Source organism: Pseudomonas sp. MT3, assembly GCF_054720805.1.
Window position 1 is genome coordinate 51,000 of the sequence record NZ_JBTVPY010000012.1, and the last position, 25,670, is coordinate 76,669.

At 65.3% G+C, this 25,670-nt stretch carries 24 protein-coding genes; 6 read left to right on the forward strand and 18 right to left on the reverse strand.

Annotation, left to right across the window (positions count from 1 at the left end; all coding sequences use genetic code 11):
* Window positions 1-32: 32 nt before the first annotated feature.
* Genes ACYCAX_RS14085 through ACYCAX_RS14100 form a run of 4 tightly spaced genes read right to left on the reverse strand, consistent with a single transcriptional unit; the run spans window position 33 to window position 3,061 of the window.
* On the reverse strand, window positions 33-770 hold the full coding sequence (locus ACYCAX_RS14085; protein ID WP_015477962.1) for an S-methyl-5'-thioinosine phosphorylase: 738 nt from the start codon (window positions 768-770) through the stop codon (window positions 33-35).
* 10 nt (window positions 771-780) lie between these two features.
* The gene (nagZ, locus tag ACYCAX_RS14090; protein WP_294980266.1) at window positions 781-1,779 is read right to left on the reverse strand and encodes a beta-N-acetylhexosaminidase; all 999 of its coding nucleotides are present in this window, start codon (window positions 1,777-1,779) and stop codon (window positions 781-783) included.
* A gap of 11 nt (window positions 1,780-1,790) precedes the next feature.
* The gene (locus ACYCAX_RS14095; RefSeq protein ID WP_015477964.1) at window positions 1,791-2,315 is read right to left on the reverse strand and encodes a L,D-transpeptidase; all 525 of its coding nucleotides are present in this window, start codon (window positions 2,313-2,315) and stop codon (window positions 1,791-1,793) included.
* 44 nt (window positions 2,316-2,359) lie between these two features.
* Window positions 2,360-3,061 carry a TetR/AcrR family transcriptional regulator gene (locus ACYCAX_RS14100; protein ID WP_015477965.1) on the reverse strand — a complete coding sequence of 234 codons (702 nt, stop codon included), beginning with the start codon at window positions 3,059-3,061 and terminating at the stop codon, window positions 2,360-2,362.
* 251 nt (window positions 3,062-3,312) lie between these two features.
* On the opposite strand from ACYCAX_RS14100, the gene lexA reads away from it, so the two are divergent.
* Both lexA and sulA read left to right on the forward strand, forming a co-directional pair.
* Window positions 3,313-3,927, forward strand: a complete 615-nt coding sequence (lexA, locus tag ACYCAX_RS14105; protein WP_015477966.1) for a transcriptional repressor LexA — start codon at window positions 3,313-3,315, stop codon at window positions 3,925-3,927.
* Between the two features lie 13 nt (window positions 3,928-3,940).
* The gene (sulA, locus tag ACYCAX_RS14110) at window positions 3,941-4,414 is read left to right on the forward strand and encodes an SOS-induced cell division inhibitor SulA (RefSeq protein WP_015477967.1); all 474 of its coding nucleotides are present in this window, start codon (window positions 3,941-3,943) and stop codon (window positions 4,412-4,414) included.
* Window positions 4,415-4,456: 42 nt separating this feature from the next.
* Here the strand turns inward: sulA and ACYCAX_RS14115 are convergent, their stop codons facing one another.
* The 6 genes from ACYCAX_RS14115 to fadB form a co-directional block, all read right to left on the reverse strand.
* Window positions 4,457-4,693: a hypothetical protein gene (locus ACYCAX_RS14115; RefSeq protein ID WP_015477968.1), complete on the reverse strand. Its 237-nt coding sequence runs from the start codon at window positions 4,691-4,693 to the stop codon at window positions 4,457-4,459.
* A gap of 113 nt (window positions 4,694-4,806) precedes the next feature.
* On the reverse strand, window positions 4,807-5,328 hold the full coding sequence (locus ACYCAX_RS14120) for a DUF6586 family protein (protein WP_015477969.1): 522 nt from the start codon (window positions 5,326-5,328) through the stop codon (window positions 4,807-4,809).
* Window positions 5,329-5,395: 67 nt separating this feature from the next.
* Complete coding sequence (topA, locus tag ACYCAX_RS14125; protein WP_460248259.1) at window positions 5,396-8,002, reverse strand: type I DNA topoisomerase; 2,607 nt, start codon at window positions 8,000-8,002, stop codon at window positions 5,396-5,398.
* Window positions 8,003-8,094: 92 nt separating this feature from the next.
* Complete coding sequence (locus ACYCAX_RS14130) at window positions 8,095-8,358, reverse strand: DUF1653 domain-containing protein (RefSeq protein ID WP_015477971.1); 264 nt, start codon at window positions 8,356-8,358, stop codon at window positions 8,095-8,097.
* Between the two features lie 124 nt (window positions 8,359-8,482).
* The gene (gene fadA, locus ACYCAX_RS14135; protein ID WP_015477972.1) at window positions 8,483-9,658 is read right to left on the reverse strand and encodes an acetyl-CoA C-acyltransferase FadA; all 1,176 of its coding nucleotides are present in this window, start codon (window positions 9,656-9,658) and stop codon (window positions 8,483-8,485) included.
* Window positions 9,659-9,688: 30 nt separating this feature from the next.
* Window positions 9,689-11,836: a fatty acid oxidation complex subunit alpha FadB gene (fadB, locus tag ACYCAX_RS14140; RefSeq protein ID WP_460248260.1), complete on the reverse strand. Its 2,148-nt coding sequence runs from the start codon at window positions 11,834-11,836 to the stop codon at window positions 9,689-9,691.
* Window positions 11,837-12,338: 502 nt separating this feature from the next.
* Between fadB and ACYCAX_RS14145 the strand changes: the two genes are divergently transcribed.
* A complete protein-coding gene (locus tag ACYCAX_RS14145; protein WP_460248261.1) occupies window positions 12,339-13,145 on the forward strand; it encodes a hypothetical protein in 807 nt (268 codons plus the stop codon).
* A 5-nt stretch (window positions 13,146-13,150) separates the two neighbouring features.
* Here ACYCAX_RS14145 and ACYCAX_RS14150 read toward each other — a convergent pair whose 3' ends face one another.
* The gene (locus ACYCAX_RS14150; RefSeq protein WP_460248262.1) at window positions 13,151-13,585 is read right to left on the reverse strand and encodes a hypothetical protein; all 435 of its coding nucleotides are present in this window, start codon (window positions 13,583-13,585) and stop codon (window positions 13,151-13,153) included.
* A gap of 71 nt (window positions 13,586-13,656) precedes the next feature.
* Between ACYCAX_RS14150 and ACYCAX_RS14155 the strand changes: the two genes are divergently transcribed.
* On the forward strand, window positions 13,657-14,097 hold the full coding sequence (locus tag ACYCAX_RS14155) for a universal stress protein (protein WP_015477976.1): 441 nt from the start codon (window positions 13,657-13,659) through the stop codon (window positions 14,095-14,097).
* Between the two features lie 38 nt (window positions 14,098-14,135).
* Here the strand turns inward: ACYCAX_RS14155 and ACYCAX_RS14160 are convergent, their stop codons facing one another.
* Both ACYCAX_RS14160 and ACYCAX_RS14165 read right to left on the reverse strand, forming a co-directional pair.
* On the reverse strand, window positions 14,136-14,816 hold the full coding sequence (locus ACYCAX_RS14160) for a DUF6901 family protein (protein WP_015477977.1): 681 nt from the start codon (window positions 14,814-14,816) through the stop codon (window positions 14,136-14,138).
* Window positions 14,817-14,878: 62 nt separating this feature from the next.
* The gene (locus ACYCAX_RS14165) at window positions 14,879-16,789 is read right to left on the reverse strand and encodes an ATP-binding cassette domain-containing protein (RefSeq protein ID WP_294979317.1); all 1,911 of its coding nucleotides are present in this window, start codon (window positions 16,787-16,789) and stop codon (window positions 14,879-14,881) included.
* 185 nt (window positions 16,790-16,974) lie between these two features.
* Between ACYCAX_RS14165 and ACYCAX_RS14170 the strand changes: the two genes are divergently transcribed.
* Both ACYCAX_RS14170 and ACYCAX_RS14175 read left to right on the forward strand, forming a co-directional pair.
* Window positions 16,975-18,900, forward strand: a complete 1,926-nt coding sequence (locus tag ACYCAX_RS14170; protein WP_460248263.1) for a transglycosylase SLT domain-containing protein — start codon at window positions 16,975-16,977, stop codon at window positions 18,898-18,900.
* Between the two features lie 62 nt (window positions 18,901-18,962).
* Window positions 18,963-19,343, forward strand: a complete 381-nt coding sequence (locus ACYCAX_RS14175; protein WP_294979327.1) for a lysozyme inhibitor LprI family protein — start codon at window positions 18,963-18,965, stop codon at window positions 19,341-19,343.
* A gap of 137 nt (window positions 19,344-19,480) precedes the next feature.
* Here ACYCAX_RS14175 and ACYCAX_RS14180 read toward each other — a convergent pair whose 3' ends face one another.
* The 5 genes from ACYCAX_RS14180 to ACYCAX_RS14200 form a co-directional block, all read right to left on the reverse strand.
* Window positions 19,481-20,290 carry an MOSC domain-containing protein gene (locus ACYCAX_RS14180; RefSeq protein WP_460248264.1) on the reverse strand — a complete coding sequence of 270 codons (810 nt, stop codon included), beginning with the start codon at window positions 20,288-20,290 and terminating at the stop codon, window positions 19,481-19,483.
* Window positions 20,291-20,457: 167 nt separating this feature from the next.
* The gene (locus tag ACYCAX_RS14185; protein WP_460248265.1) at window positions 20,458-21,387 is read right to left on the reverse strand and encodes a chemotaxis protein CheV; all 930 of its coding nucleotides are present in this window, start codon (window positions 21,385-21,387) and stop codon (window positions 20,458-20,460) included.
* Window positions 21,388-21,499: 112 nt separating this feature from the next.
* The gene (gene yegS / locus ACYCAX_RS14190) at window positions 21,500-22,408 is read right to left on the reverse strand and encodes a lipid kinase YegS (RefSeq protein ID WP_460248266.1); all 909 of its coding nucleotides are present in this window, start codon (window positions 22,406-22,408) and stop codon (window positions 21,500-21,502) included.
* 80 nt (window positions 22,409-22,488) lie between these two features.
* Window positions 22,489-24,048, reverse strand: coding sequence for an FGGY-family carbohydrate kinase (locus ACYCAX_RS14195; protein ID WP_294979337.1), 1,560 nt, complete (start codon window positions 24,046-24,048; stop codon window positions 22,489-22,491).
* A 38-nt stretch (window positions 24,049-24,086) separates the two neighbouring features.
* On the reverse strand, window positions 24,087-25,670 hold the full coding sequence (locus ACYCAX_RS14200) for a glycerol-3-phosphate dehydrogenase/oxidase (RefSeq protein ID WP_294979340.1): 1,584 nt from the start codon (window positions 25,668-25,670) through the stop codon (window positions 24,087-24,089).

The window sequence follows — 25,670 nt, forward strand, 5'->3', positions numbered from 1 at the left end:
CCGCGATGGCCCAAAGGTTGCGGCGAGCCTCCTCAGCCCACCAACACACACCCCAACACCTCACGCACCTTGCCGATGCCCTCGTGCAGCGCCTGCTCGATCTCGGTCATGGTGATGATGCCGCTGGACTTGCCGGCCGCCGGGTTCACCACCAGCGACAGGCAGGCGTACGGCAGCTCCAGCTCACGGGCCAGTGCCGCCTCGGGCATACCGGTCATGCCAACGATGTCGCAGCCGTCGCGCTCCAGCTTGGCGATCTCCGCCACGGTTTCCAGGCGCGGCCCCTGGGTCGCGGCATAGACACCATAACTGCTATGCGAATAGCCCAGCGCCCGCAGAGCCCCGATCAGCTTCTGGCGCAGCCCTTCGTCATACGGATGGCTGAAATCGATGTGGGTAACGTGATCGATGTCACCGGCAAAATAAGTGTGCTCGCGGCCCCAGGTGTAATCGACGATCTGGTGCGGCACGCAAAGATGACCGCTACCCATCGCCGCATGGATACCGCCCACCGCGTTCACCGCCAGAACCGCCTCCGCCCCTGCCTGCTGCAACGCCCAAAGGTTGGCGCGGTAGTTCACCTGGTGCGGCGGGAAGCGATGCGGATGGCCGTGACGGGCGAGGAACAACACCTCGCGGCCGGCGAACTCGCCACGCTGGATGGCAGCCGAAGGCGCGCCGTAGGGCGTGTCCAGCGCGACGGAGTCCTTCAGGGTCAGGCCTTCCAGTTGAGTCAGGCCGGTGCCGCCGATGATGGCGTAGACAGTCATGGCAAATCCTTTAGTCGATCAGTTGTGCGGCGCGCAGTTCGCCCACGGCCTGCTGCCAGCGCGGCGGCTGCTTGTACTCGGCACCCGGCCAGGCCCTGGCGCGCATGCGTTGCAGGCGCGCCGGCGCAGTGACCTTCAGGCGCTGCAACGCGCTCAGGGCCAACTCGGCGGAGGCGCGATCATTACACACCAGGCCCATGTCGCAACCGGCGTTCAACGCGGCCTCGATGCGATTGGCGGCATCGCCCACCACATGGGCGCCGGCCATAGACAGGTCGTCGCTGAAGATCACTCCGTCGAAGCCCAGTTCCCCGCGCAGGATGTCCTGCAGCCAGCGCCGGGAGAAGCCGGCGGGATTCGGGTCGACCCGCGGGTAGATCACGTGGGCCGGCATCAGCGCATCCAGCTCGCCCGACAGGCGCTGGAACGGGACCAGGTCACAGGCGCGGATCTCTTCCAGGCTGCGCTCGTCCTCCGGGATTCCCACATGGGAGTCGACCTCCGCCCAGCCGTGGCCGGGGAAGTGCTTGCCGGTGGCCGCCATACCGGCAGCGTGCATGCCTCGGATGAAGGCGCCGGCCAGCGCGACCGCGCGCTCGGGGCTGCCCTCGAAGGCGCGACTGCCGACCACCGCGCTGCGCTGGTGATCCAGGTCCAGCACCGGAGCGAAACTGAGGTCCAGCCCCACCGCCAGCACTTCGGTCGCCATCAACCAGCCGCACTGTTCGGCCAGGCGCTCGGCATTGGCGTTGTCGGCAATGGCGCGCATCGCCGGCAGGCGCAGGAAGCCCTGGCGCAGACGCTGCACCCGACCGCCTTCCTGATCCACTGCCAGCAGCAGATCCGGGCGCACCGCGCGGATGGCTGCGCAGAGCTCGCGCACCTGGCGCGGCGACTCGATGTTGCGGGCGAAGATGATCAGGCCGCCCACTTCCGGGTGGCGCAGGATCTGGCGGTCCTCGGCGGTCAGCCAGGTGCCGCCGATGTCGAGCATCAGGGAGCCTTGCATGTGCATTCCTTTCAGTTCAGTTGTGGCGCCTGCCAGTCGGGGCAGGCGGCCTCTTCGATACGGACCCGGCAATGGAGGGGCACTCGGGGAAAGAGTTCCAGCAGGTCGTCATTGCGCAGGCGGATACAGCCGTGGGACAGCGGCACACTCATGGGTTCGCAGTCCGGCGTGCCGTGCAGGTATATGTAGCGGCGGAAGGTATCCACCTCCCCCATTCGATTGCGCCCCGGCTCGCAGCCGCTGAGCCAGAGGATGCGTGTGAGAATCCAGTCGCGGCCGGGGCACTCATCGTGCAGCGCCCGGGTCCAGACCTCGCCCGTCCAGCGCCGCCCCTTGAGCACCGCCCCCTTGGGCAGACCTTCGCCGATGCGCGCACGAACCTGATGCAGGCCACGCGGCGTGCAGCCGGAACCACTCGACTCGCCAGCGCCGTTGGCCGCGCTGGAAATCGCCAGGCGCAAGCACAGGTGCTCGCCGGCAAAGCCGTAGAGCATCTGGTCGGACAGGGAAATATGGAGGAAATCGAGGTCAGTCATGGCCGGCTACTTTAGCCGATCAGGACTGTACCGCCCAGCTCGGCTCAGGCCTTGGCGGGGGCCTTGGCACGCGGCTTGAGTTGGGCACCGGCCAGCGACGGATCGCTGATGCCGCTGTCGGCACGCATGCCGGCGGCAAGGAACGGAACCATCAGGCGCATCACCTGCTCGATGGACGTACTCACGCCGAAGTCGTTCTCGGCCATCGCCCGCAACGCCTTGATGCCGGACATGCTGAACGCCGCGGCGCCGAGCATGAAGTGCACGCGCCAGAACAGTTCCAACGGCGGCAGGCGCGGCGCGGCTTCGTTCACCAACAGCATGTAGCGGCGGAACACCCTGCCGTAGACTTCTTCAAGGTACTTGCGCAGGTGCCCCTGGCTCTGGCTGAAAGCAAGGCCCAGCAGACGCATGAAGATGGACAGATCGTTGCCGCTGCGCGGCTTCACCGCCATCGCCTGGACGACCAACAGCTCGAGCAGCTCTTCCAGAGTGGCTCGCGGCGCATCGGGCTTGGCCTGGCGACGATCCAGCTCCTTCTCGAGGCTGGAACAGAACGGCCCGAGGAAGCGCGAGAAGACCGCCTGGATCAGCGCCTTCTTCGAGCCGAAGTGATAGTTCACCGCCGCAAGGTTAACCCCCGCCTTGCTGGTGATAAGACGCAAAGAAGTCTCAGCGAAGCCTTTCTCCGCGAACAACTGTTCCGCAGCATCCAGGATGCGTTCGACGGTTTCCGACTGGGCCATGACTATTCCGCCTGACAAACACTTGTTTGAAACATACGTTTCAGCCTCTTGTATTGTCAAGCGAAGTGCGATCGATTGTTAACAAAATTATAGGCAATACGACGAGATGACTGAATCTCAGCAAGACGCTTGCCAACAGGCACAGGTTACATCCACGGGGGTGGAGCCGACAGCCGCGCGAAAATAGGCATTGCCAGCCCGCCATCACTGTATATAATTCCAGGCACTGTATAAAAAGCCAGAGTATGGACATGCTGAAGCTGACGCCGCGCCAAGCCGAGATCCTCGCCTTCATCAAACGCTGCCTGGAAGACAACGGCTACCCGCCCACCCGCGCGGAAATCGCCCAGGAACTCGGCTTCAAATCCCCCAACGCCGCCGAGGAACACCTGAAGGCCCTCGCCCGCAAGGGCGCCATCGAAATGACCCCGGGCGCCTCCCGCGGCATCCGCATTCCCGGTTTCGAACCCAAAGCCGCCGCCAATGACGACGAATTGCCGATCATCGGTCGCGTTGCCGCCGGCGCGCCGATACTCGCCGAGCAGAACGTCGACGACACCTGCCGCATCAACCCCACCTTCTTCAACCCGCCGGCCGACTACCTGCTGCGCGTGCGCGGGCAGAGCATGAAGGATGTCGGCATCCTCGACGGCGACCTGCTCGCCGTGCACGTTACCCGCGAGGCGCGCAACGGCCAGATCGTGGTCGCCCGCCTGGGTGAAGAGGTAACGGTGAAGCGCTTCAAGCGCGAAGGCAGCAAGGTCTGGCTGATCGCCGAGAACCCTGAGTTCGCCCCCATCGAGGTCGATCTCAAGGAACAGGAACTGATCATCGAAGGCTTGAGCGTCGGCGTGATCCGCCGCTGAACAGGAGATACCCATGCAGTACCCGCAGCCGCTGAACCTGCCGCAACTCCCGCTGTTCCAGGAAGCACTCTGGGCGAGCGGTACTGCTCCCCTGCTTCCGGAGCTGATGGAAGAACAACCCGCCGATGACGAAAGCGCTTTCAGCGAGATCGCCCTGCGCGGCCTCCCCGGCCAATGCCTGACGCTGCTGGCGCCGATGCTCCGCGAGCTGAGCGAGGAAAGCGATTCGCGCTGGCTGACCCTGATCGCCCCACCCTCCAGCCTGACCCCGGACTGGCTGCGCAAGGCCGGCCTGAACCGCGAACGCATCCTGCTGCTGCCGGCGCGCGACCAGGCGGCCGCACAAGCCCTGGCCTGCGAGGCACTGCGCCTGGGCAACAGTCATACCGTGGTGAGCTGGCTGAATCTCAATGCCAAGGCGCGCGCGCAGTTATCCCGCGCCGCTATCGCCGGCCAGGCACAGAGCCTGAACATTCGCCTGGGATGAGGGGAAGGCTTCGCCGCGACCGCCGCGAAGCCAGAACGAACCTTAGTGCAGGACGCGCGGACCTTCATCCATGCCGGCGTCACTGCCTTCGGCAAGGCGCCCCGCCATCTGCACGCCGACATTGAACATCGCCTTGGCGATCTCGATGTGCTGCCCCTGCAGGAAGCCCTTGGCATCGGCGGAAAATTCCAGGGTCACCAATGCCTCCTCATCATCTGCGCGACGCAGCACGATACGCCCGTCAGGCAGCTCTACGATTTCCAGAAACGAGGTTGGCATAGCAAGGGTTCTCCACAGCAGAACGCGTAGTGTAACAGTCACATTCGCTACACCCTAGCCCAACGTTCCGCCGACCGACCGACTGGTCGTACCCGTGCGTATCAGAGCATGTATCAGAGTTCGGTCAGCGACGCGCGAAAGCGCAGCACCAGCTCTTTCAGGGACTTGCGCCAGGCCTCGAGCTCTTCGTGGCCCAGCTCGACCGGCGCTTCTTCATCGATGTTCACCGCCTGGATCAACGGCTGGGTCGGATCGACCTTGGCCTTCTTCGGCTCACTCGGTGGTTGGAACAGTGCAGCGTAGGCGGCCAGCAGGCGGCTCAGCCAGGCTTCCGGGGCCTGCGCCAGCTCGACCATTTCCGCCAGCTCCGGACTTGGAGCCGCGGTCAGCACCTCGGCATTCAGCAGCATATCGACGCGCGGCGCACCCGCCTGGGGCAGGCGGTAGTACCCAGCGATCTCATGGGCCACGCCCAGCACCGCTCCGTAGAGATGGAACAGCGCCGCTTCGCGCTCGGCCTGGATGCGCGCCTGGGCATTCATCGCACGCGCCGCTTCGGCGCTGCGCCAGGCTTCCAGGGCAAGGCCGGCAAAGAACAGCTTCTGGTTGGTACGAGTATAGAGTTCGTGCGCCATGACCGGGCCCTCTGCAGTCGACTTCGGCAGTATAAGCACGCCCCGCCTCAGCGGGGCGCGCCTTCCATCAGCGCTTGTCTTCGACCTTCCACTTGCCGCCGTCGAAGAACGCGCGCCAGCCGGTGGGCTTGCCGTCGACCTCGGACTGCACGTACTGCTCCTTGGTCTTGCGGCTGAAGCGAATCACCGCCGGGCGGCCATCCGGGTCTTTTGCCGGAGCGGCGAGCAGGAAGTGGTACTTCGGATCCAGCTCGTCCTTGTGCGGCACCAGTTCGGCCACCAGCGGAGCGCGGGTCTCGCGGTTCTTCGGGAACTGGCTGGCGGCCAGGAACAGGCCAGAAGCGCCGTCACGCAGCACGTAGATGTCGTCCACCTTCTCGCACTTGAGCTCCGGCATGCGGATGGCGTCCATCTTCGGCGGCGCAGGTTCGCCGTTCTTCAGCAGCTTGCGGGTGTTCTTGCAGGTCGGGTTGGTGCAGCCGAAGAACTTGCCGAAGCGGCCGGTCTTGAGCTGCATCTCGCTGCCGCACTTGTCGCATTCCAGGCTCGGGCCTTCGTACCCCTTGATGCGGTACTGGCCTTCTTCGATCTCGTAGCCGGCGCAGTCCGGATTGTTGCCACAGATGTGCAGCTTGCGCTTCTCGTCGACTAGGTAGGCGTCCATCGCGGTGCTGCAGATCGGGCAGCGGTGCTTGCCACGCAGCACGCGGGACTCGGACTCACCTTCGTCATCCGCGGCGATTTCATCGCCCGGAATCAGGTTGACCGTCGCCTTGCAACGCTCTTTCGGCGGCAGACTGTAGCCCGAGCAGCCAAGGAACACACCGGTGGAGGCGGTACGGATCATCATCGGCCGACCGCACTCGCGGCAGGGGATGTCGGTCAGGGTCGGCTGGTTGGCGCGCATGCCGTCGTTGGCGGCTTCGGCCAGGTCGAGCTTCTTGCGGAAATCGCCGTAGAACTCGTCCAGCAGGTGTTTCCAGTCGCGCTCGCCCTGGGCCACGTCATCGAGGTGCTCTTCCATGCCGGCGGTGAAGCCGTAGTCCATCAGGTTGGAGAAGCTCTCGTTGAGGCGGTCGGTGACGATGTCGCCCATTTTTTCCGCGTAGAAGCGGCGGTTGTGGGTGGTGACGTAGCCGCGTTCCTGAATGGTGGAGATGATCGCCGCGTAGGTGGACGGACGACCGATGCCACGCTTTTCCAGCTCCTTGACCAGGCTGGCTTCGGAGAAGCGCGCCGGTGGCTTGGTGAAGTGCTGGCTCGGGTCGAGCTTGAGCAGCTTCATGGCTTCGCCCTGGTTCATCTCCGGCAGGACGTCGTCATCGCCCGGCTTACCCTGCTGCGGCAGCACCTTGGTGTAGCCGTCGAACTTGAGGATGCGACCCTTGGCGCGCAGCTCGAAGTCACCGGCGGCAACGCTGACGGTGGTCGACAGGTATTCGGCCGGCGGCATCTGGCAGGCCACAAACTGGCGCCAGATCAGGTCATACAGGCGCTCGGCGTCGCGCTCCATGCCCGACAGTTGGGTCGGACGCAGGTTGACGTCGGACGGACGAATCGCTTCGTGCGCTTCCTGGGCGCCTTCCTTGCTGGAGTAGAAGTTCGGCTTGGCCGGCAGGTATTTCTTGCCGAACTCGCTGTCGATGAAGCCGCGCACCATGTCGATGGCATCGGCCGACAGGTTGGTCGAGTCGGTACGCATATAGGTGATGTAGCCCGCCTCGTAGAGACGCTGGGCCATCATCATGGTCTTCTTCACCCCGAAGCCCAGGCGGTTGCTCGCGGCCTGCTGCAGGGTGGAGGTGATGAACGGCGCCGAGGGCTTGCTGGAAGTGGGCTTGTCCTCGCGCTTGGAGACGCTGTAGCTGGACGCCTTGAGCTTCTCCAGGGCGGCCATTGCCTGGGCCTCGTTCAGCGGCTTGAAGGCTTCGCCCTTCTCGCGCACCACTTCGAAGCGAACCTTGTCGCTCTTCGGCGTGCCCAGGTCGGCATGCACTTCCCAGTATTCTTCCGGAACGAAGGCGCGGATCTCGCGCTCACGCTCGACCACCAGCTTCACCGCCACCGACTGCACGCGGCCGGCTGAAAGGCCGCGGGCGATCTTCGCCCACAGCAGCGGCGAGACCATGTAGCCCACCACGCGGTCGAGGAAGCGGCGCGCCTGCTGGGCATTCACGCGATTGATGTCCAGCTCGCCGGGCTGGGAGAAGGCCTCCTGGATGGCCTTCTTGGTGATTTCGTTGAAGACCACGCGCTTGTAGCGCGAGTCGTCGCCGCCGATGGCCTCGCGCAGGTGCCAGGCGATGGCCTCCCCTTCGCGGTCCAAGTCGGTTGCGAGATAGATGGTGTCGGCATCCTTGGCCAGACGGCGCAGTTCCTCGATCACCTTTTCCTTGCCGGGCAGGATCTCGTACTTGGCCTTCCAGCCGTGCTCCGGGTCGACGCCCATACGGGTGACGAGCTGGCGCTTGGCCTTTTCCTTGGGCGACAGGGCCGGCGCTTCGGAAGCAGCCTTGCGCGCTTTCGCCGCAGGCTCCTTCGACGCGGACGAGCCACTGGTGGGCAGGTCGCGGATGTGGCCGATGCTCGACTTCACCACGTACTGGTTGCCCAGGTACTTGTTGATGGTCTTGGCCTTGGCCGGTGATTCCACGATGACCAGCGATTTACCCATGGATCGGAAGATTCCTGCGTCGAAAAGATGAATTTATAAGGAGGGAGGAGCTAGGAGCGGCACCGCTATATATAGTGGCGGTCGCGCCAAGGTCAAGCGTGGCTTTCGCCGGACGGGTCACTCTGAAGCCCCAGCGGATCGTTTTCCACAGTGACCAGCGCGAAGCGCGGAACCCGCTCGCCGTTCACTTCCACGGCCTCGGTGAACATGCTCAGCGGACGCACCCAGAGGCCGAACTCACCGTACAGCGCCTGGTAGATCACCAGCGTCTCTTCGGTTTCGGAATGCCGTGCCACGCCGAGCACACGGTACTGCTGCCCCTTGTAGTGTCGATACAGTCCGGTCTGCAGTTGCATGGGTCGTCCTCTTGCGGCTGACAGAAAAAAGGCCGCGATTGTCCATGTTGCCCTCGCTCCGGGCAATCCCTACCGAAAAACGAAAGCCGGGGCACAAGGCCCCGGCTCGTCCATCTCCGACAGCTTAGACGCGTTCGAAGACGGTGGTGATGCCCTGGCCGAGGCCCACGCACATGGTGGACACGCCCAGGGTACCGCCGTTCTGCTTCATCACGTTCAGCAGGGTGCCGGAGATACGCGCACCGGAGCAGCCGAACGGGTGACCCAGGGCGATGGCGCCGCCGTGCAGGTTGACCTTCTCTTCCATCTTGTCGAGCACCTTGAGGTCCTTCAGCACCGGCAGGGCCTGTGCGGCGAAGGCTTCGTTGAGCTCGAAGAAGTCGATGTCGTTGATGGTCAGGCCGGCGCGCTTGAGCGCCTTGTTGGTCGACGGAACCGGGCCGTAGCCCATGATCGCCGGATCAACGCCCGCCACGGCCATGGCGCGAACCACGGCCATCGGCTGTACGCCGAGGTCCTGGGCGCGCTGGGCGCTCATGACGATCATGCAGGAGGCGCCGTCGGTGATCTGCGAGGAAGTACCCGCCGTCACGGTGCCGCCCTTCGGGTTGAAGGCCGGCTTCAGGGCCGCCAGGCTTTCCAGGGTGGTTTCCGGACGGATGGTTTCGTCGAAGTCGAAGACTTTCAGGAAGCCGTTCTCGTCGTAGCCTTCCATCGGGATGATTTCGTCTTTGAACTTGCCTTCCTGGGTGGCTTTCCAGGCCAGCTGGTGCGAACGCACGCCGAACTTGTCCTGCGCCTCGCGGGTGATGCCGTGCATCTTGCCCAGCATTTCTGCGGTCAGGCCCATCATGCCGGACGCCTTGGCGGCGTACAGCGACAGGTGCGGGTTCGGGTCGACGCCGTGCATCATGCCGACGTGGCCCATGTGTTCCACACCGCCGATGACGAAGACGTCACCGTTGCCGGTCTGGATCGCCTGCACGGCAGTGTGCAGGGCGCTCATGGACGAGCCGCACAGGCGGCTGACGGTCTGGCCGGCGCTGGTGTGCGGGATCTGGGTCATCAGCGACGCCATGCGCGCGATGTTCCAGCCCTGCTCCAGGGTCTGGTTCACACAGCCCCAGATCACGTCCTCGACTTCCGCCGGGTCGATCTTCGGGTTGCGCGCAAGCACGCTGCTGATCAGGTGCGCGGACATGGTCTCCGCGCGGGTGTTGCGGTGCATGCCACCCTTCGAACGGCCCATCGGGGTGCGGCCGAAGTCGACAATGACGGCGTCTCTCGGATTCAGGCTCATAAATTCACTCTCGCTCTATTCGTTGCGCACTCAACCGAAGAACTTCTGGCCGTTCTTGGCCATTTCACGCAGCTTCGCGGTCGGGTGGTACAGCGCACCCAGGTCGGCGTACTTGTCGGCCAGGGCGACGAATTCGGCCACACCGATGGAGTCGATGTAACGCAGGGCACCGCCACGGAAGGGAGGGAAGCCGATGCCGTAGATCAGGCCCATGTCGGCCTCGGCAGCGGTCTCGACGATGCCGTCTTCCAGGCAGCGCACGGTTTCCAGGCACAGCGGGATCATCATGTAGTTGATGATGTCCTCGTCGGTCAGCTCGCGCTGCTCGGTGACGATGGACTTCAGCAGCTCATAAGCCTGCGGATCGGTGACTTTCTTCGGCTTGCCGCGCTTGTCGGTCTCGTAGGCGTAGAAGCCCTTGCCGTTCTTCTGGCCCAGGCGGTTGGCGTCGTACATCACGTCGACGGCGGTCTTGCCTTCCACGGCCATGCGGTCCGGGAAGCCTTCAGCCATCACGTCGCGGCCGTGGTGGCCGGTGTCGATGCCGACCACGTCGGACAGGTAGGCCGGGCCCATGGGCCAGCCGAACTTCTCCATGATCTTGTCGATGCGCACGAAGTCCACGCCGAAGCCCAGCAGCTTGGAGAAGCCGCCGAAGTACGGGAACAGCACGCGGTTGACCAGGAAGCCGGGGCAGTCATTCACCACGATGGGGTTCTTGCCCATCTTCTTGGCGTAGGCCACGGTGGTGGCGACGGCGACGTCGCTGGACTTCTCGCCACGGATCACTTCGACCAGCGGCATCATGTGCACCGGGTTGAAGAAGTGCATGCCGACGAAGTTCTGCGGACGCTTGAGCGCCTTGGCCAGCAGGTTGATGGAGATGGTGGAGGTGTTGGACGCGAGGACCGCATCTTCCTTCACGACGCCTTCAACTTCGGCCAGAACGATCTGCTTGACCTTCGGATTCTCGACCACGGCTTCGACGACGATGTCGACGTTGCCGAAGTCGCCGTAGGACATGGTCGGGCGAATGGCGTTCAGGGCCTCGGCCATCTTGGCCGGGGTCATGCGGCCTTTTTCGACGCGCTTGCCCAGCAGCTTCGAGGCTTCGTTCAGACCCATCTGGATACCCTCTTCGCGGATATCCTTCATCAGGATCGGAGTGCCCTTGGAAGCGGACTGGTAGGCGATGCCGCCACCCATGATGCCAGCGCCCAGTACGGCGGCCAGTTTCACGTCCTTGGCGATCTCGTCGTACTGCTTGGCCTTCTTCTTCAGGTCCTGGTCATTGAGGAACAGGCCGATCAGGCTCTGCGCAACCGAGGTCTTGGCCAGCTTGACGAAGCCCTGGGCTTCGATTTCCAGCGCCTTGTCACGACCGAAGTTGGCGGCTTTCTGGATCGACTTGATTGCTTCGACCGGAGCCGGGTAGTTCGGGCCGGCCTGGCCTGCGACGAAGCCCTTGGCGGTTTCGAAGGCCATCATCTGCTCGATGGCGTTCAGCTTGAGCTTTTCCAGCTTCGGCTGACGGCGGGCCTTGTGATCCAGCTCGCCGGCGATGGCGCGCTTGACCAGGTCCAGGGCGGCGGCTTGCAGTTGCTCCGGCGCCACGACGGCATCGACGGCGCCGACTTTCAGCGCGTCTTCAGCCTTGTTTTCCTTGCCCGAAGCGATCCACTCGACGGCGTTGTCGCAGCCGATGATGCGCGGCAGGCGCACGGTGCCGCCGAAGCCCGGGTAGATGCCCAGCTTCACTTCCGGCAGGCCGATCTTGGCGGTGGCGCTCATGACACGGAAGTCGGCAGCCAGGCACATTTCCAGACCGCCGCCCAGGGCGATGCCGTTGATCGCGGCCACGGTGGGAACGTTCAGGTCTTCGAAGTCGCTGAAGATCTTGTTGGCTTCGAGGTTGCCGGCCAGCAGCTCTTCGTCGGACAGCTTGAAGTTGTCGACGAACTCGGTGATGTCGGCGCCGACGATGAACACGCCCTTGCCGCTGGTCACGATCACGCCCTTGACGGACGCATCGGCCTTGATGGTATCGACTGCTTGGCGCAGTTCATTCAGGGTGAGTCGGTTGAACTTGTTGACGGACTCGCCCTTGAGGTCGAAATTCAGTTCGACGATGCCGCTCTCAAGAGCCTTAACCGTGATGGCTTTACCTTGGTAAATCATCAACTGATCTCCACGCTAGGGAAGCTTGAAATCACACGTCGGACGCCACGTATCGGGACGGCCCGGCAGTCGCCGAGGATAGTCCCAAAGCTGGCGGCACACCCGCCGACGCGATAGCCGGGGCGTTCTGTCCGAGCATTCGCACAGGGCAAACGCTCGATTCATACGCCCGTTTGATTTGGGTGCGCCCACCTTCTAGGAAAAGCCGTTGCTTGTCAATCGGCGAGACGCAACAGTCGCAAAGCGGCCGGAACGTCTGGGCCGGAGCATTCAGCAGGCTAACCCGCCCCTATTCACCACGCCTATCGTGACAATTTCCAGCTGGCACCTGCGTGCCGGAAACCGGTAGACAACTGTTCAAACGCCAGACCGCACGTTAGAGTCCGACGCTAATGGCGATCCGCCCGCAACCGCCGGATGGAAGGACACTGCCGCCGGCCGGACCGCCTGGAACCTGTGGAACACAACAACAAGAAGCCCCTGGCTCCAAGGAGATGGAACGATGACAAGCCGTTCGCTTGTGCGTCTGTTGTCTGCGCTCGCGCTCACCACCCTCCCCCTCTTCGCCGCGGCCGATGCCGCCAGCGACCTGCTCAGTCTCCACCAGATGCGCCTGGCCGCCCAGCGCAGCCTCGGTGACTTCTTCATGTTCAACGCGATGGAAGGCGACCAGAAGTACGCCAGGCTGGTCGAGGCTTCGTCACAGAATGCCGGCGAGGCACTGGGCAAGCTGGGGCCCATGCCCGGCAACCAATCCACGAAGCTGAAAGCGCAACTGCAGGATCAGTGGAAAGGCTATACGGCCCAGTTGCAGACACTGACCGGCGCACTGGACAAGAGCGGTTATACCGACCTGCAGCCGGTGGCCGACCTCGCCACGCAGAACCGCAAGCTGCTGGAGACCGCCGACCAGCTCTACGCCAGTATCCAGGATGAAAGCGGCAGCAAGGTCCCGCCGCTGACCCAGCAGACCCGTGAGCAGAGCCTGCTGATGCAGGACATCGCCGTGGACTACGCCTCGCGCAACGCCTCGGTCGGCGCGAGCTTCTTCGGTGGCGGCGAGGAGCGCCCGCTGGATGACCTGGCCAATCGCTTCGCGATCAACCTGGTGAAGCTGCAGCAGGCACCGCAGACCACGCCGGAGATCGGCAAGACACTGCGTTCGGTGGCGATCAAGTGGCACTACATCGAGAAATCGCTGCAGAACTACAACCAGAACAGCGTGCCCTTCCTGATCAACAAGTACTCCGACCGCATCATCGAAGACCTGGAAACCGCCTCCAGCCTCTACGCCGCGCAGCAGAGCTGATCGTTTCAGGCATGCTGCTTGAGGAAATCGGCGACCCGTTGCAGGTCGCTGCTGCCGCCCCGCTCGCCCCAGTACAACGCCAGGAACTGGGGCGTCGCCTCGACCATGTAGACATCCTTCGGCAGGCTGGCCAGGGCCTCGGCCAGCTCGCCCTCGGCGCTCGCCTCGCGCCAGCGATCCAGCCAGACACCCGGCGCGCTCTGCCAGTAACACCAGACATCGCGATTTTTCCCACGGGCACGGTGGTACTGCGCGCACTGGCGCGGCGGCTGCCGTTCCATCCAGTGCGGCCATTCCTGGCGCGCGATCTGCATGGCCAGGCCCAGGCGCCGCGCCTGCAGGCGTTGGTCCATCTGCCCACGCTGGCCTCGCGAAGGAATCAGCCAGGTCAGCGGGCTGAGCACCAACGCAATGAGCAGGATCACCATCCAAACGGTCATATCGGGTATACCGGTCAAACATGGCCAGTCGGGCCATACTGATACTAACAAGTCCCCCGGAGGAGACGCTCATGCTCTACCAACACATTCTGGTCGCCGTCGACCTTACCGAAGAATGCGATCCGGTGATGAAGCGAGCCGTCGCGCTGGCCAAGGCCAACGACGCCCGGCTCTCGGCGGTGCATGTCGTCGAACCCATGGCGATGGCCTTCGGCGGTGACGTGCCGATGGACCTGTCGATGCTGCAACAGCAGCAGTTCGACCAGGCCAAGGAGCGCCTGCACCAGTTCACCCTCACCTACTCGGAAATCACCAGTTCCCAGTGCCATCTGGTCTACGGCCAGCCTCGCCAGGAAATCCACCGGCTCGCCGACGAACAGGGTTGCGACCTGATCATCGTCGGCAGCCACGGTCGCCACGGCCTCGCCCTGCTGCTGGGCTCTACCGCCAATGATGTGCTGCATGGCGCCCCCTGCGACGTCCTCGCCGTCCGCCTGCAGAAAACCAGCTGATGGATACGGCGGGCCCGCTGGGCCCGCCGCCTTCCGCCTCAGAGCATATCGCCGCTCATCAGCAGCGGGCGTACCTTCTGCAGTTGCGCTTCCAGCGAATAGCTCATGCTCGACGCCATAGAGAAGAAGCTGAGGAACGCCTTCAGGTTCGAATCGCTCTCGCAGGTTTCATGGATGCGCTGCCAGAACGCCTGATTCACCAGTTGCAGCTGCTGGAACTGCTTCACCAGCCCCTTCAGTTCCCAGTCCGCATGCCGCCCCTCGCGGAAGTTGAAGTATTGCCGCATCAGGTACAACGACACCGCGCGCAGGATGAATTCCTGGTTGCTGGCGAACGGCAGGTGCTGCTGCGCCATCGGCTTGAGCTTGCCCAGCAGCGGGCAGGCGCTGGTGGCCATGATCACCCCGAGCAGCGCACGCAAGCCTTCTTCCAGGCCGGTGAGCTTGATGTACTCGCGCTCCGGCGTACTCACCTGCACCGAGGCCTTCTTGAAGGCCGGCAGACCGCGAAAATCCTCGATCACCCGATGCAGGTCCACCGCGGCCGGGCAGTGGCTGCACTGCTGCGCACTCAGCGGACAATTGCTGCACTGGTTGTAGTCCAGGCGTGTCCAGCGTGGTGCCCGGGCGGCGGCTTCCGGGTCGTAACCCCGGTCCAGTTCGATGCGGTAGCTGAACGCGTGCTCATCATCCAGGGTGATGCGGTATTCGATTGCCATTCGGCCATCCCTAACAGTCTTTGATCAGCGACACGCACGGGTACGTCACCGGACCGAACGGATCACTCCTCCAGTTCGGCCCAGCGCTCGATCAACCGGTCCAGCTCCTCCTGCAGGGAAGTCAGGCGCTCCAGGGCAACCTGGGTTTCGCTCTGCGGACGCTGGTAGAAGTCCGACGACGCGGTTTCTTCCTGCAACGCGGCCAGTTCCGCCTCCAGGGCGTCGATCTGCCCGGGGATGGCCTCCAGCTCACGCTGCAGCTTGTAACTGAGCTTCTTCTTCGGCGCCGCGTCCACCGGCGCACTTACGGCAGCCGCCGGCGCGGGAGCCGGTTCGGCGGCAGGCTTGTCGCCCTTCTCCTCGCCCACGCCGAGCAACTTGGGCGAACCACCCTGGCGCAGCCAATCCTGGTAGCCGCCGACGAACTCGCGCACACGCCCTTCGCCTTCGAACACCAGGGTGCTGGTGACCACGTTGTCGAGGAAGGCCCGGTCGTGGCTGACCATCAGCACGGTGCCATCGAAGCTCAGCAGCACCTCTTCCAGCAGTTCCAGGGTTTCCACGTCCAGATCGTTGGTCGGTTCGTCCAGCACCAGCAGGTTGGCCGGTTTGCTGAACAGCTTCGCCAGCAACAGGCGTGCCCGTTCGCCACCGGAGAGCGCTTTCACCGGCGTGCGGGCGCGCTGCGGGGAGAACAGGAAGTCGCCCAGGTAGCTGAGGACATGGCGATTCTGGCCATTGATCGTGATGAACTCGCGACCTTCGGAAATGTTGTCGATCACGGTCTTTTCCGGCTCCAGCTGGTGACGCAACTGGTCGAAATAGGCCACTTCCAGTCGGGTGCCTTCCTTGATGGAGCCGGAGGTCGGCTGCAGGTCGCCCAGCAGCAGCTTGAGCAGGGTGGTCTTGCCGGTGCCGTTGGCACCCAGCAGGCCGATACGGTCGCCGCGCTGCAGCACCAGGGAGAAATCACGGATCAGCGCCGGGCCGCCCGGATGAGCGAAGCCGGCCTTCTCGACGACGATCACCTGCTTGCCGGACTTCTCCGCCGTCTCCAGCTGGAAGCTGGCCTTGCCCTGGCGCTCGCGGCGCTCGGCACGCTCGTTGCGCATCGCCTTCAGCGCGCGCACCCGGCCTTCGTTACGGGTACGGCGAGCCTTGATGCCCTGGCGAATCCAGACCTCTTCCTGGGCCAGACGCTTGTCGAACAGCGCATTGGCCGCCTCTTCCGCCGCCAGTTCCTGCTCTTTATGCACCAGGAAGCTGGCGTAGTCGCCGTTCCAGTCAATCAGATGGCCGCGATCCAGTTCCAGGATGCGGGTCGCCACGGCCTGCAGGAAGGCGCGGTCGTGGGTGATGAACAGCACGGCGCCGGGGAAGTCCGCCAGGGCGTTTTCCAGCCAGGCGATGGCACCGATGTCCAGGTGGTTGGTCGGTTCGTCCAGCAGCAGCAGGTCCGGCTCGGCGACCAGCGCCTGGGCCAGCAGCACGCGGCGGCGCCAGCCACCGGAGAGTTCGGCGAGGGTCTTGTCGGCCGGCAGTTGCAGGCGGCTCAGGGTGGTGTCCACCAGTTGCCCGAGGCGCCAGCCGTCGCGGGCTTCCAGTTCCTGCTGGACGCGGGCCAGCTTGGTCAGGTCGTCCTCGTTCTCGATATGCAGGCTCAGGTGGTGGTAGCGCGCCAGCAGCTCGCCGACTTCGGCCAGGCCTTCGGCGACCACGTCATAGACCGTGCGGTCGTCGGCGCGCGGCAGCTCCTGGGGCAATTCGCCGATTTTCAGCGCCGGCGCGCGCCAGATATCGCCGTCGTCGGGCTTCTGCTCGCCCTTGACCAGCTTGAGCATGCTCGACTTGCCGGTGCCGTTGCGGCCGATGACGCAGACCCGCTCGCCTCGGGCGATCTGCCAGGACACCTTGTCCAGCAGCGGCGTGGTGCCAAAGGCAAGGGACACATCGGTGAACTTCAGCAGGGTCATGGGGCATCTCCACAAGCAGGGCGCGCAGTTTACGGGAAAGCGCGGAAAAGTCAGAGGGTTGCGCTCAATCGTCGACTCCCCCGCAGCAGCTATGGGCGGCGCTTTCACCGCCCTGCCGCAACGGCTAAGCTACCGGCAGCGGCGCGAGCCATCGCCCGCCCTCCGATCATCATTCCGGAAGTGCCATGCGCGGTCGTCTTTTCACACTGTTTTCCTGCCTGTTCCTCAGCCTGTCCGTCCAGACGGCCAACGCAGCGTCCCTGCCCCAACAGCGCCAGATGTACGACGAGGCACAGAAAGCCCTCGCCCGCAACGACAGTGGCCCTTATTTCCGCTATCAGTCGGCGCTCGCCGATTATCCGCTGGAACCCTACCTGGCCTACGACGAGCTGACCAACCGCCTGAAAAGCGCCAGCAACGACGAGATCGAGCGTTTCATCACCGAGCATGGCGACCTGCCGCAGATCAACTGGCTGAAACTGCGCTGGCTGCGCCAGCTGGCCGACCGCGGCGACTGGAACACCTTCGTCAACTATTACGACCCGAAGATGAATTTCACCGAGCTGGACTGCCTCTACGGCCAGTACCAGCTCGGCCACGGCAAGAAGGCCGAGGGCTACGCCACCACCGAAAAACTCTGGCTGGTGGGTAAATCACAGCCGGACGCCTGCGACACCCTGTTCTCGATCTGGCAGGCCGACGGCCAGCTCACCGAGGAAAAGGTCTGGAAGCGCCTGAAGCTCGCCGCCGAGGCCCGCAACTATGGCCTGGCCACCACCCTGTCCAGGCGCCTGCCGACCCTCGGCAGCCAGGGCGCGCTGCTGGTCAAGGTGGCGCAGAACCCCGCGCAGCTCAGCCAGACCACCCGTTTCACCGCCCGCGACCACGCCACCGCCGACGTAGTCGGCCTGGGCCTGCGCCGCCTGGCCAGGCAGGACCCGGAAAAAGCCATCGGCCTGCTCGACTACTACGAATCGGTGCTGCCCTTCTCCAGCGACGAGAAAGTCTCCATCGCCCGCGAAATCGGCCTGAGTCTGGCGCGCCGCTACGACCCGCGCGCCCTGCCGCTGATGGAGAAGTACGACCCGCAACTGCGCGACAACACCGTCACCGAATGGCGCCTGCGCCTGCTGCTGCGCCTGGGCCGCTGGCAGGACGCCTACCAGCTGACCCGCGCCCTGCCGCCGGAACTGGCGGAAACCAACCGCTGGAAGTACTGGCAGGCCCGTGCCCTGCAACTGGCCGAACCGCAAAGCAAGCAGGCGATCAGCCTGTACCAGCCAGTCGCCCGCGAGCGTGACTTCTACGGTTTCCTCGCCGCCGACCGGATCAACGCCCCCTACCAGTTGAACAACCGCCCGGTATCGCCGGATCCGCGCACCCTGCAGCGCGTGCGCAATGCCGCCAGCACCCGCCGCGCCCTGGAGTTCTACGCCCGCGGCGAGATCATCAACGCCCGTCGCGAGTGGTACCACGCCGCCCGCCTGCTCAGTCATGACGAGCTGCTGGCCCAGGCGAAGATCGCCTACGACATGCAGTGGTACTTCCCGGCGATCCGCGCGATCAGCCAGGCCAAGTACTGGGACGACCTGGACATCCGCTTCCCTATGGCGCACCGCAACACCCTGGTACGCGAGGCGCGCAACCGTGGCCTGCATTCCAGCTGGGTGTTCGCCATCACCCGCCAGGAGAGCGCCTTCATGTCCGATGCGCGCTCGGGCGTCGGCGCCACCGGCCTGATGCAGTTGATGCCGGCCACCGCCAAGGAAACCTCGAAGAAATTCGGCATCCCGCTGGCCTCGCCACAGCAGTTGATCGTGCCGGACCTGAACATCCAGCTCGGCGCCGCCTACCTCAGCCAGGTGCATGCCCAGTTCAACGGCAACCGCGTACTGGCCACCGCCGCCTATAACGCCGGCCCCGGCCGCGTGCGCCAGTGGCTGAAGGATGCGCGCCACCTGGCCTTCGACGTCTGGGTGGAAACCATCCCGTTCGACGAAACCCGCTCCTACGTGCAGAACGTGCTGTCGTACGCGGTGATCTACGGGCAGAAGCTCAACGCGCCGCAGCCCATCGTCGATTGGCACGAACGCTTCTTCGACGAACTCTGATCCACTCCCCCGCCCGGCACCCGCCGGGCGGTTTCCATCCCCTCACGGAAAAGGAAATTCCCATGCGCAAGACCGTACTGTCCCTTACTGCCCTGGCGGCGGGCCTGCTCGGCGCCGACCTGGCCCTGGCCGCCTGCGAGAAGCCGCGCAACGCCTTCGACAGCGTGTACTGCCTGAGCACCGAATACGCCCAGGTCGACCGCGAGCTGAACCAGGAATTCGGCACCCTGCGCAAACTGCTCAACGACAGCCAGAAGGCCACGCTGAAGAAAAGCCAGCTTGCCTGGATCAAGGACCGCGACGCCCAGTGCAGCTACGAGCGCGACGGCGGCTACTTCGTCAACCTGCAGTGCGCGGTGGACAGGACCCAGGAGCGCCTGGGCGTGCTGCGCGAGCGGGAGCGCGAGTGCCAGAGCACCGGTTGCGTCGAAGCCAAGCTGTAAAGCGCTGGCGGAGTACCAACGGTTGTGCCCCTGATGCTACCTGTAGGAGCGAGCTTGCTCGCGAACGCTTCCTCGGATGTACCCGCATCAAGCTGTTCGCGAGCAAGCTCGCTCCTACAAGTGCCCCAATGTCGGGGCTACTCCAGGACTTCCACATCCATACCCACGCGCAGCTCGCCGCTGTTCAGGGCGATCAGGTTCTGGCCGAACAGCGCCTCGCCGTTGACGTTGCGGTACTGCAGCAGCGTCGCCAGCGGCTGGCGCTCCGGGTCACGCTCACCGGTCTGCGGGTCGATGGTGGTGAGGATGCAGCGCGAGCAGGGCTTGGCCACCTTGAAGACGACGTCGCCGACGCGGATGCGCTTCCAGCCGTCCTCGGCGAACGGCTCGGCGCCCGCCACCACCAGGTTCGGACGAAAGCGCGGCATTTCCAGCGGACGGCCGACCTTCGCGGAAAGATCGTCCAGCGAACCCTGGCCAATCAGCAGCAGCGGGAATCCATCGGCAAAGTGCACCTGTTCGCCCGGCTCGGCATAGGCGGTATCCACCTGCCGCGCGCGCTGCTCGGGCATCTGCACCAGACGCACAGCGCGGCCCAGGAAGCGGCTCAGCCACTGGGCAGCGGCATCGCCGGCATCCGGCACCTGCAGCATGTCGCGCCAGATGACCACGCCACGCAGGTTGTCATCGCGGCCCGGCACGTTCACCAGCAGGTCGTCCATGCCTGGCGCGCGCAGGCGCAGGGCCTGGAAACCATTCTGCCAGCGCGCCTCGATACGGCCCATCTGCGGCAGCAGGCGCTGGGTCAGGAAGCGACCATTGGCAGCCTCGACCACCATCCAGCGACGGTCCCCCTCCAACCCCAGCGCGTCCAGCCGAATCGACTGCAGGGGCTCGTTGACGGTGGATTTGACCGGGTAGCGGTAGAGCTCGCTGAGGGTGTACATCGGGACGTCCTTTCACGTGGGCGAAAGCGACCTTATACGGCGTGGAGCGGGCGCCTAGCAATGGCAACGAACGGTAGGAGCGAGCTTGCTCGCGAAGGCTTTTCGCCTGATGCATTGGCATCAGGCGGTTCGCGAGCAAGCTCGCTCCTGCAAAGGAAGACTCGGTGTCAGGCGAGGACTTTCTGCAGGCGACGGCGCACCACTTCCACCAGTTGGTCGGGCTGGAACTTGGAGAGGAAGTCATCGCAGCCGACTTTCTTCACCATCGCATCGTTGAAGCTGCCCGACAGCGAGGTATGCAGCACCACGTGGAGACTGCGCAGGCGCGGGTCGTTGCGGATTTCGGTGGTCAGCCGGTAGCCGTCCATTTCCGGCATTTCGGCGTCAGTGAAGACCATCAGCAGCTTCTCGTCCATGTCGTGCCCCTCGTCCGCCCAGCGCTTGAGCTGCTGCAGCGCGCGCAGGCCGTCGGTGGCCACGTGCAGGCGCAGGCCGAGTTGGGTCAGCGTATCGCGCAACTGGGCGATAGCCACGCTGGAGTCATCCACCACTAGCACCTCGCGGCCACGGGTCTGTTCCAGCAGCGCGTCATCCAGGCGGTCGGCGGACACCCGGGTATTCATCGGCACGATCTCGGCCAGTACCTTCTCCACGTCGATGATCTCCACCAGGCGGTCTTCCACCCGGGTGATCGCGGTCAGGTAGTGCTGCCGGCCGGCGCCGCCGGGCGGAGGCTGCACGGCTTCCCAGTTGAGGTTGAGGATGCGTTCCACCCCGCCGACCAGGAAGGCCTGCACCGAACGGTTGTACTCGGTAACGATGATGGTGCTGCTGGCATCCGGCACCAGCGCGCGCATGCCGATGGCTCGCGACAGGTCGATCACCGGCAGGGTCTGGCCACGCAGGTTGATCACCCCGCAGATCATCGGGTGGCGCTGCGGGATCAGGGTCAGGCGGGGCAACTGCAGGACTTCCTGCACCTTGAACACGTTGATCGCGAACGGCTGCCGTCCCGCCAGGCGGAAGACGAGGATCTCCAGTCGGTTCTGTCCCACCAGTTGGGTGCGTGAGTCGACGCTGTCGAGAATACCGGCCATGCCTGCTCCTGGTTCGAAAGGGATCATGCGGGAAGCTATCGGCCGATTACCCCAGCCCAGGATAATGGCGCAGAGCCATCATGCCTGACTCTCTCGCACGCCACCAGTCGCATCAGCGGGCCGGCAGCACCTCCGCCAGCAGTGGAGAATCCGTCGGCAGGTGCATGGACAACGCCGCCGGCCTCACCGCGAAGCGCAAGTGCCGGCCTTCCAGCGGCTCGCCATCGAGGTTCACGTCCAGACCTTCGGCCGCCTCCACCTCCAGCCAGGGCACGCGCGCGCGGACGAACAGCTCCTGGCCGCCCAGCCCGCTGCCCAGCAGGGCGCCCAGGGCGTCGACCATGTCCTGCGGGGCGGGCAGGATGCTGACGTCCAGCAGCCCGTCATCCGCCCGAGCCTCCGGGCACAGCACATGCCCACCGCCCGCCTGCCGGCCGTTGCCGATGCCCAGGGCGAGAAACTCGCCTTCCCAGTGGAAGTCCGGCCCACGGAAGCGCCCACGGGCGGTATGCACTTCGGAGAAGCGCGTCAGCCCGGTGAGCAGGTAGGCCGCGCCGCCCAGCAGCTTCTTCAGGTCCTCGGGGGTGTTGGCGGTGACCTTCGAACCGAAGCCGCCGGTGGCCATGTTGAGGAACAGATGGCCGTCCATCTCGCCGATATCCACAGGACGTGGCGGCACCTCCAGCAGCGCCAGGGCAGACGCGGGCTCCAGCGGCACGCAGGCAGCACGGGCGAAGTCATTCGCGGTACCCAGCGGCAGGACCGCCAGACTGGCCTCGCCGCCGCACTGGGCCAGCGCTTCGGCCACCTCGCGCACGGTGCCGTCGCCGCCGCCCGCAATCAGGGTCGTGTACCCGGCGGCCAGCGCCTCCTCGACCAGCCGCCGGGCATCCCCGCCCTCCCAGGTCACCCGCACGTCGAGTACGCGCCCCATCCGCCGCACGCTCTTCACCGCCTCGCGCACCGCGTCGTTGGCCGCCTGCTTGCCGTGCAGGATCAGCATCGTCCTGGGTTGCGTCATGGCCGGTTTCCTCCCGAATGATCCAATGACTATGGACCCAGGTTAACGGACGGTCATTGCGCCAACCTTAATCCGCCGGTTCAGGCCGGATAGCCGGTGATCTCGCGGATACTCTGGTACAGCGGCTTCAGTTGCCTGTACATGCGCTGGTAGACCTCGCTGTACAGCCGCTCGTAGGTGCGCTGTGCCTCCGGGCGCGGCTGGAAGACATCGCCGACGCGGGTCATCGCGGCGATGGCGCTGGCGAAGTCCGGGTACAGCTTCAGGCCCACCGCGCAGTCGATGGCCGCACCCAGTCCGGACGCCTCGTAGACGTGCGGGCGCTCCGCCGGCAGGCCGAAGATGTCGGCGGTGAGCTGCATCGCCGCGTCGCTCTGCGAGCCGCCGCCCGCCACGCGCAGCCGTTCGATGCGGGTGCCGGAGCGTTTCTCGATGCGCTCCTTGCCCTGGCGCAACGCGTAGGCCAGGCCCTCGAGGATGGCGCGATAGATGTGCGCGCGGGTGTGGACGTCGCCGAAGCCGATGATCGCTCCCTTGGCTTCCAGCCCCGGCTCGCGGATGCCGGGTGTCCAGTAAGGCTGCAGCATCAGCCCCATTGAGCCGGCGGGGACGCTGTTGACCAGTTCGTCGAACAATTTCTCCGGCTCGACGCCCAGCTCGGTGGCGCGCTGCATCTCGCGCAGGCCGAACTCGCGCTTGAACCAGCTGACCATCCAGAAGCCACGGTAGATCATCACTTCGGTGTTGAAGTGGTCGGGGATCGCCGCCGGGTACGGCGGAATCAGCGGGATGGTTTCCAGGTAGCGCGACCGCGTGGTGTTGATGGTCGCCGTGGTGCCGTAGGACAGGCAGGCAATCCGCGGATCGATGGCACCGGCACCGAGCACTTCGCAGGCCTTGTCCGCGCCCGCCGCGATCAGCGGCAGGCCTTCGGGAATGCCGGTGTGGCGGCTGGCCTGAGCAGTGATCTCACCCAGGCGCTCGCCAGGCTTGAGCAGGTCCGGCAGTTGCTCGCGACGCACCTCCAGCGCCTGCCACTTCCAGTCGCGCGGCGCGGCCCAGTGCAGGCGTTTGTAGTCGAACGGCAGGTAGGCCACGCTGGAGGCCACCGAGTCCACGTAGCGACCGCACAGGCGGTGGGTGAGGAAGCCCGAAAGCAGCAGCACCTTGTGGGTACGCTGGTGGATGTCCGGCTGCTGCTGGGCCACCCAGTTCACCTCGGCCTGGGTGCGGAAGTAGTCCACCGCCCCCTGCGCGCCCACCAGCTTGAACAGCCAGCTCCAGGGTCCCTTGATCGACTCGCCCAGTTCGGCGCGGCGCTGGTCCAGCCAGATGATCGCCGGTCGCAGCGCCTGCCCCGCCTCATCGACATGGATCACCGTGCCGCGCTGGGTGGTCAGCGACACGCCGCGGATGCGGCTGCGATCGACGTCGACGCTGGCCCACAGGCGCCGGCAGGCTTCGCCCAATTGCTCCCAGTAATACTCCGGATGCTGCTCGGCCCAGCCGGGGCTGTCGGAGAAATAGGCTTCCAGCTCCACCTTGCCCTTGCCGACCAGATTGCCGTCCAGGTCGAAAAGCAGCGCGCGTACGCTCTGGGTACCGTTGTCGATGGCCAGCAGGTAGTTCTGTTCGCTCAAGGTGCGGTCCTTCTTGTTCTGGGTGTGGGCGCGTTCGCTCAGTGCGCATCCGGCAGGCTGTAGCTGCGCCGCCAGAGCGCCCGGTAGTCCTGTTCTTCACGCTTCCAGCGGGCATCGCTCCAGCCCAGGCGGGGCTGGCACAGCGCGCGGATCTTCGGCAGTTCGGCGGCGGCGCCGTCGGCCAGCAGCAGGCCGATGCGGGTACGGCGCAGCAGCAGGTCGTCCAGGTGCAGCACCAGTTCGCCCTCCGCCGCCCAGGCCAGTTCGGCCCAGAGGCAGTCGGTGTCGCCGATGCGCCCGACGCCCACGTCCTTCAGCAGACGTACGAGCTCCGGTAACGCACGCCCGTGACGGCCGCTCAGGCGACGCTGCTGGGTCGGAGTCAACCCCGTTGGGACAGGGCTTTCGCAGGGGGCGAAGAGGTTGTCGCCCGCCGCCTCCAGCGACCTGTCCAGCATCGGCGCGCACGCCGCCAGCACCTCCAGCGCCAGCAGGCGGAAGGTGGTGAGCTTGCCGCCGGCCAGGGTCACGCAGCCGGGCTCGACCCACAGCGCGTGCTCGCGCTTCTCGTCGGAGGGCTTGAGCATCGGGGCGCCATCGCTGACCACCGGGCGTACGCCGGCCCAGGTGGCACGCACGTCGGCGGCGGTGATCCGCGCCGAGGGAAACTGCTGGGCGCAGGCGGCCAACAGGTAGTCCAGTTCCTCGCGGCTGATGGCCGCGTCGTCATCCAGGGTGTCGCGGTGATCCAGATCGGTGGTGCCGACCACAGTCGCGCCTTCCCAGGGGAAGACGAATACCGGACGCTTGTCCTGCCCGTGCATGAAGCTGAAGGCGTGGGCGACCGGCAGGCGCCAGGCCGGCAGCAGCAGGTGGCTGCCACGCAGCGGGCGAATGTGCTCGCCGCCCTGCCTGTGCCGCAGCACATCGGCCCAGGCGCCGGTGGCCAGCGCCACGGCGCGGCTGCGGAAGGTGAAGCGCTCGCCGCTCTCGCTGTCCTCGGCGACCAGCCCCTGAACACGGCCGTCGCGGCGATCCAGCGCGATCACCTTCAAGCCATTCAGCGCTTCGCCGCCCTCGGCCCGCGCCTCGCCGAGCACGCGCATCACCAGTCGCGCGTCGTCGGTCACCGCATCCTGGAAGCGGGTGCCGCCCAGCAGGCGCTCCTCCTTCAGGCCCGGCGCCAGGTAACGCAGCTCCTCCAGGCGATAGAACAGGTGATTGCGCCGCCCGGCCAGTGCGTCGTACAGCGACAGCAGCGTGCCGAACACACGCGGGCCGGGGAAGCCGCCCTGGTAGTGCGGCATGATGAAGCTCAGCGGATCGACCAGCCCCGGCGCCTCGCCGAGCAGGCGCTGGCGCTCGCGCACCGAGTCGCGAGTCAGGCCGAACTGGCCCTTGGCGATGTAGCGCAGGCCGCCGTGGACCATCTTCGACGAGCGGCTGGAGGTGCCCCAGGCGAAGTCGCGCTGCTCGACCAGCAGGCAGCGCCAACCACGTCGCGCGGCCTCGCGCAGGATGCCGGCGCCGCTGATGCCGCCGCCGACCACGATCAGATCCCAGTCGCGCACCGCCAGCTCCGGCAACGCCGTGGCGCGCCAGGCCGCATTCCAGGCGGACAT

Bases quoted from the DNA above. Each gene is read 5' to 3' on its own strand.
- ACYCAX_RS14085 (WP_015477962.1), bottom strand. From the start codon at position 770: ATGACTGTCTACGCCATCATCGGCGGCACCGGCCTGACTCAACTGGAA.
- nagZ (WP_294980266.1), bottom strand. From the start codon at position 1,779: ATGCAAGGCTCCCTGATGCTCGACATCGGCGGCACCTGGCTGACCGCC.
- ACYCAX_RS14095 (WP_015477964.1), bottom strand. From the start codon at position 2,315: ATGACTGACCTCGATTTCCTCCATATTTCCCTGTCCGACCAGATGCTC.
- ACYCAX_RS14100 (WP_015477965.1), bottom strand. From the start codon at position 3,061: ATGGCCCAGTCGGAAACCGTCGAACGCATCCTGGATGCTGCGGAACAG.
- lexA (WP_015477966.1), top strand. From the start codon at position 3,313: ATGCTGAAGCTGACGCCGCGCCAAGCCGAGATCCTCGCCTTCATCAAA.
- sulA (WP_015477967.1), top strand. From the start codon at position 3,941: ATGCAGTACCCGCAGCCGCTGAACCTGCCGCAACTCCCGCTGTTCCAG.
- ACYCAX_RS14115 (WP_015477968.1), bottom strand. From the start codon at position 4,693: ATGCCAACCTCGTTTCTGGAAATCGTAGAGCTGCCTGACGGGCGTATC.
- ACYCAX_RS14120 (WP_015477969.1), bottom strand. From the start codon at position 5,328: ATGGCGCACGAACTCTATACTCGTACCAACCAGAAGCTGTTCTTTGCC.
- topA (WP_460248259.1), bottom strand. From the start codon at position 8,002: ATGGGTAAATCGCTGGTCATCGTGGAATCACCGGCCAAGGCCAAGACC.
- ACYCAX_RS14130 (WP_015477971.1), bottom strand. From the start codon at position 8,358: ATGCAACTGCAGACCGGACTGTATCGACACTACAAGGGGCAGCAGTAC.
- fadA (WP_015477972.1), bottom strand. From the start codon at position 9,658: ATGAGCCTGAATCCGAGAGACGCCGTCATTGTCGACTTCGGCCGCACC.
- fadB (WP_460248260.1), bottom strand. From the start codon at position 11,836: ATGATTTACCAAGGTAAAGCCATCACGGTTAAGGCTCTTGAGAGCGGC.
- ACYCAX_RS14145 (WP_460248261.1), top strand. From the start codon at position 12,339: ATGACAAGCCGTTCGCTTGTGCGTCTGTTGTCTGCGCTCGCGCTCACC.
- ACYCAX_RS14150 (WP_460248262.1), bottom strand. From the start codon at position 13,585: ATGACCGTTTGGATGGTGATCCTGCTCATTGCGTTGGTGCTCAGCCCG.
- ACYCAX_RS14155 (WP_015477976.1), top strand. From the start codon at position 13,657: ATGCTCTACCAACACATTCTGGTCGCCGTCGACCTTACCGAAGAATGC.
- ACYCAX_RS14160 (WP_015477977.1), bottom strand. From the start codon at position 14,816: ATGGCAATCGAATACCGCATCACCCTGGATGATGAGCACGCGTTCAGC.
- ACYCAX_RS14165 (WP_294979317.1), bottom strand. From the start codon at position 16,789: ATGACCCTGCTGAAGTTCACCGATGTGTCCCTTGCCTTTGGCACCACG.
- ACYCAX_RS14170 (WP_460248263.1), top strand. From the start codon at position 16,975: ATGCGCGGTCGTCTTTTCACACTGTTTTCCTGCCTGTTCCTCAGCCTG.
- ACYCAX_RS14175 (WP_294979327.1), top strand. From the start codon at position 18,963: ATGCGCAAGACCGTACTGTCCCTTACTGCCCTGGCGGCGGGCCTGCTC.
- ACYCAX_RS14180 (WP_460248264.1), bottom strand. From the start codon at position 20,290: ATGTACACCCTCAGCGAGCTCTACCGCTACCCGGTCAAATCCACCGTC.
- ACYCAX_RS14185 (WP_460248265.1), bottom strand. From the start codon at position 21,387: ATGGCCGGTATTCTCGACAGCGTCGACTCACGCACCCAACTGGTGGGA.
- yegS (WP_460248266.1), bottom strand. From the start codon at position 22,408: ATGACGCAACCCAGGACGATGCTGATCCTGCACGGCAAGCAGGCGGCC.
- ACYCAX_RS14200 (WP_294979340.1), bottom strand. From the start codon at position 25,670: ATGTCCGCCTGGAATGCGGCCTGGCGCGCCACGGCGTTGCCGGAGCTG.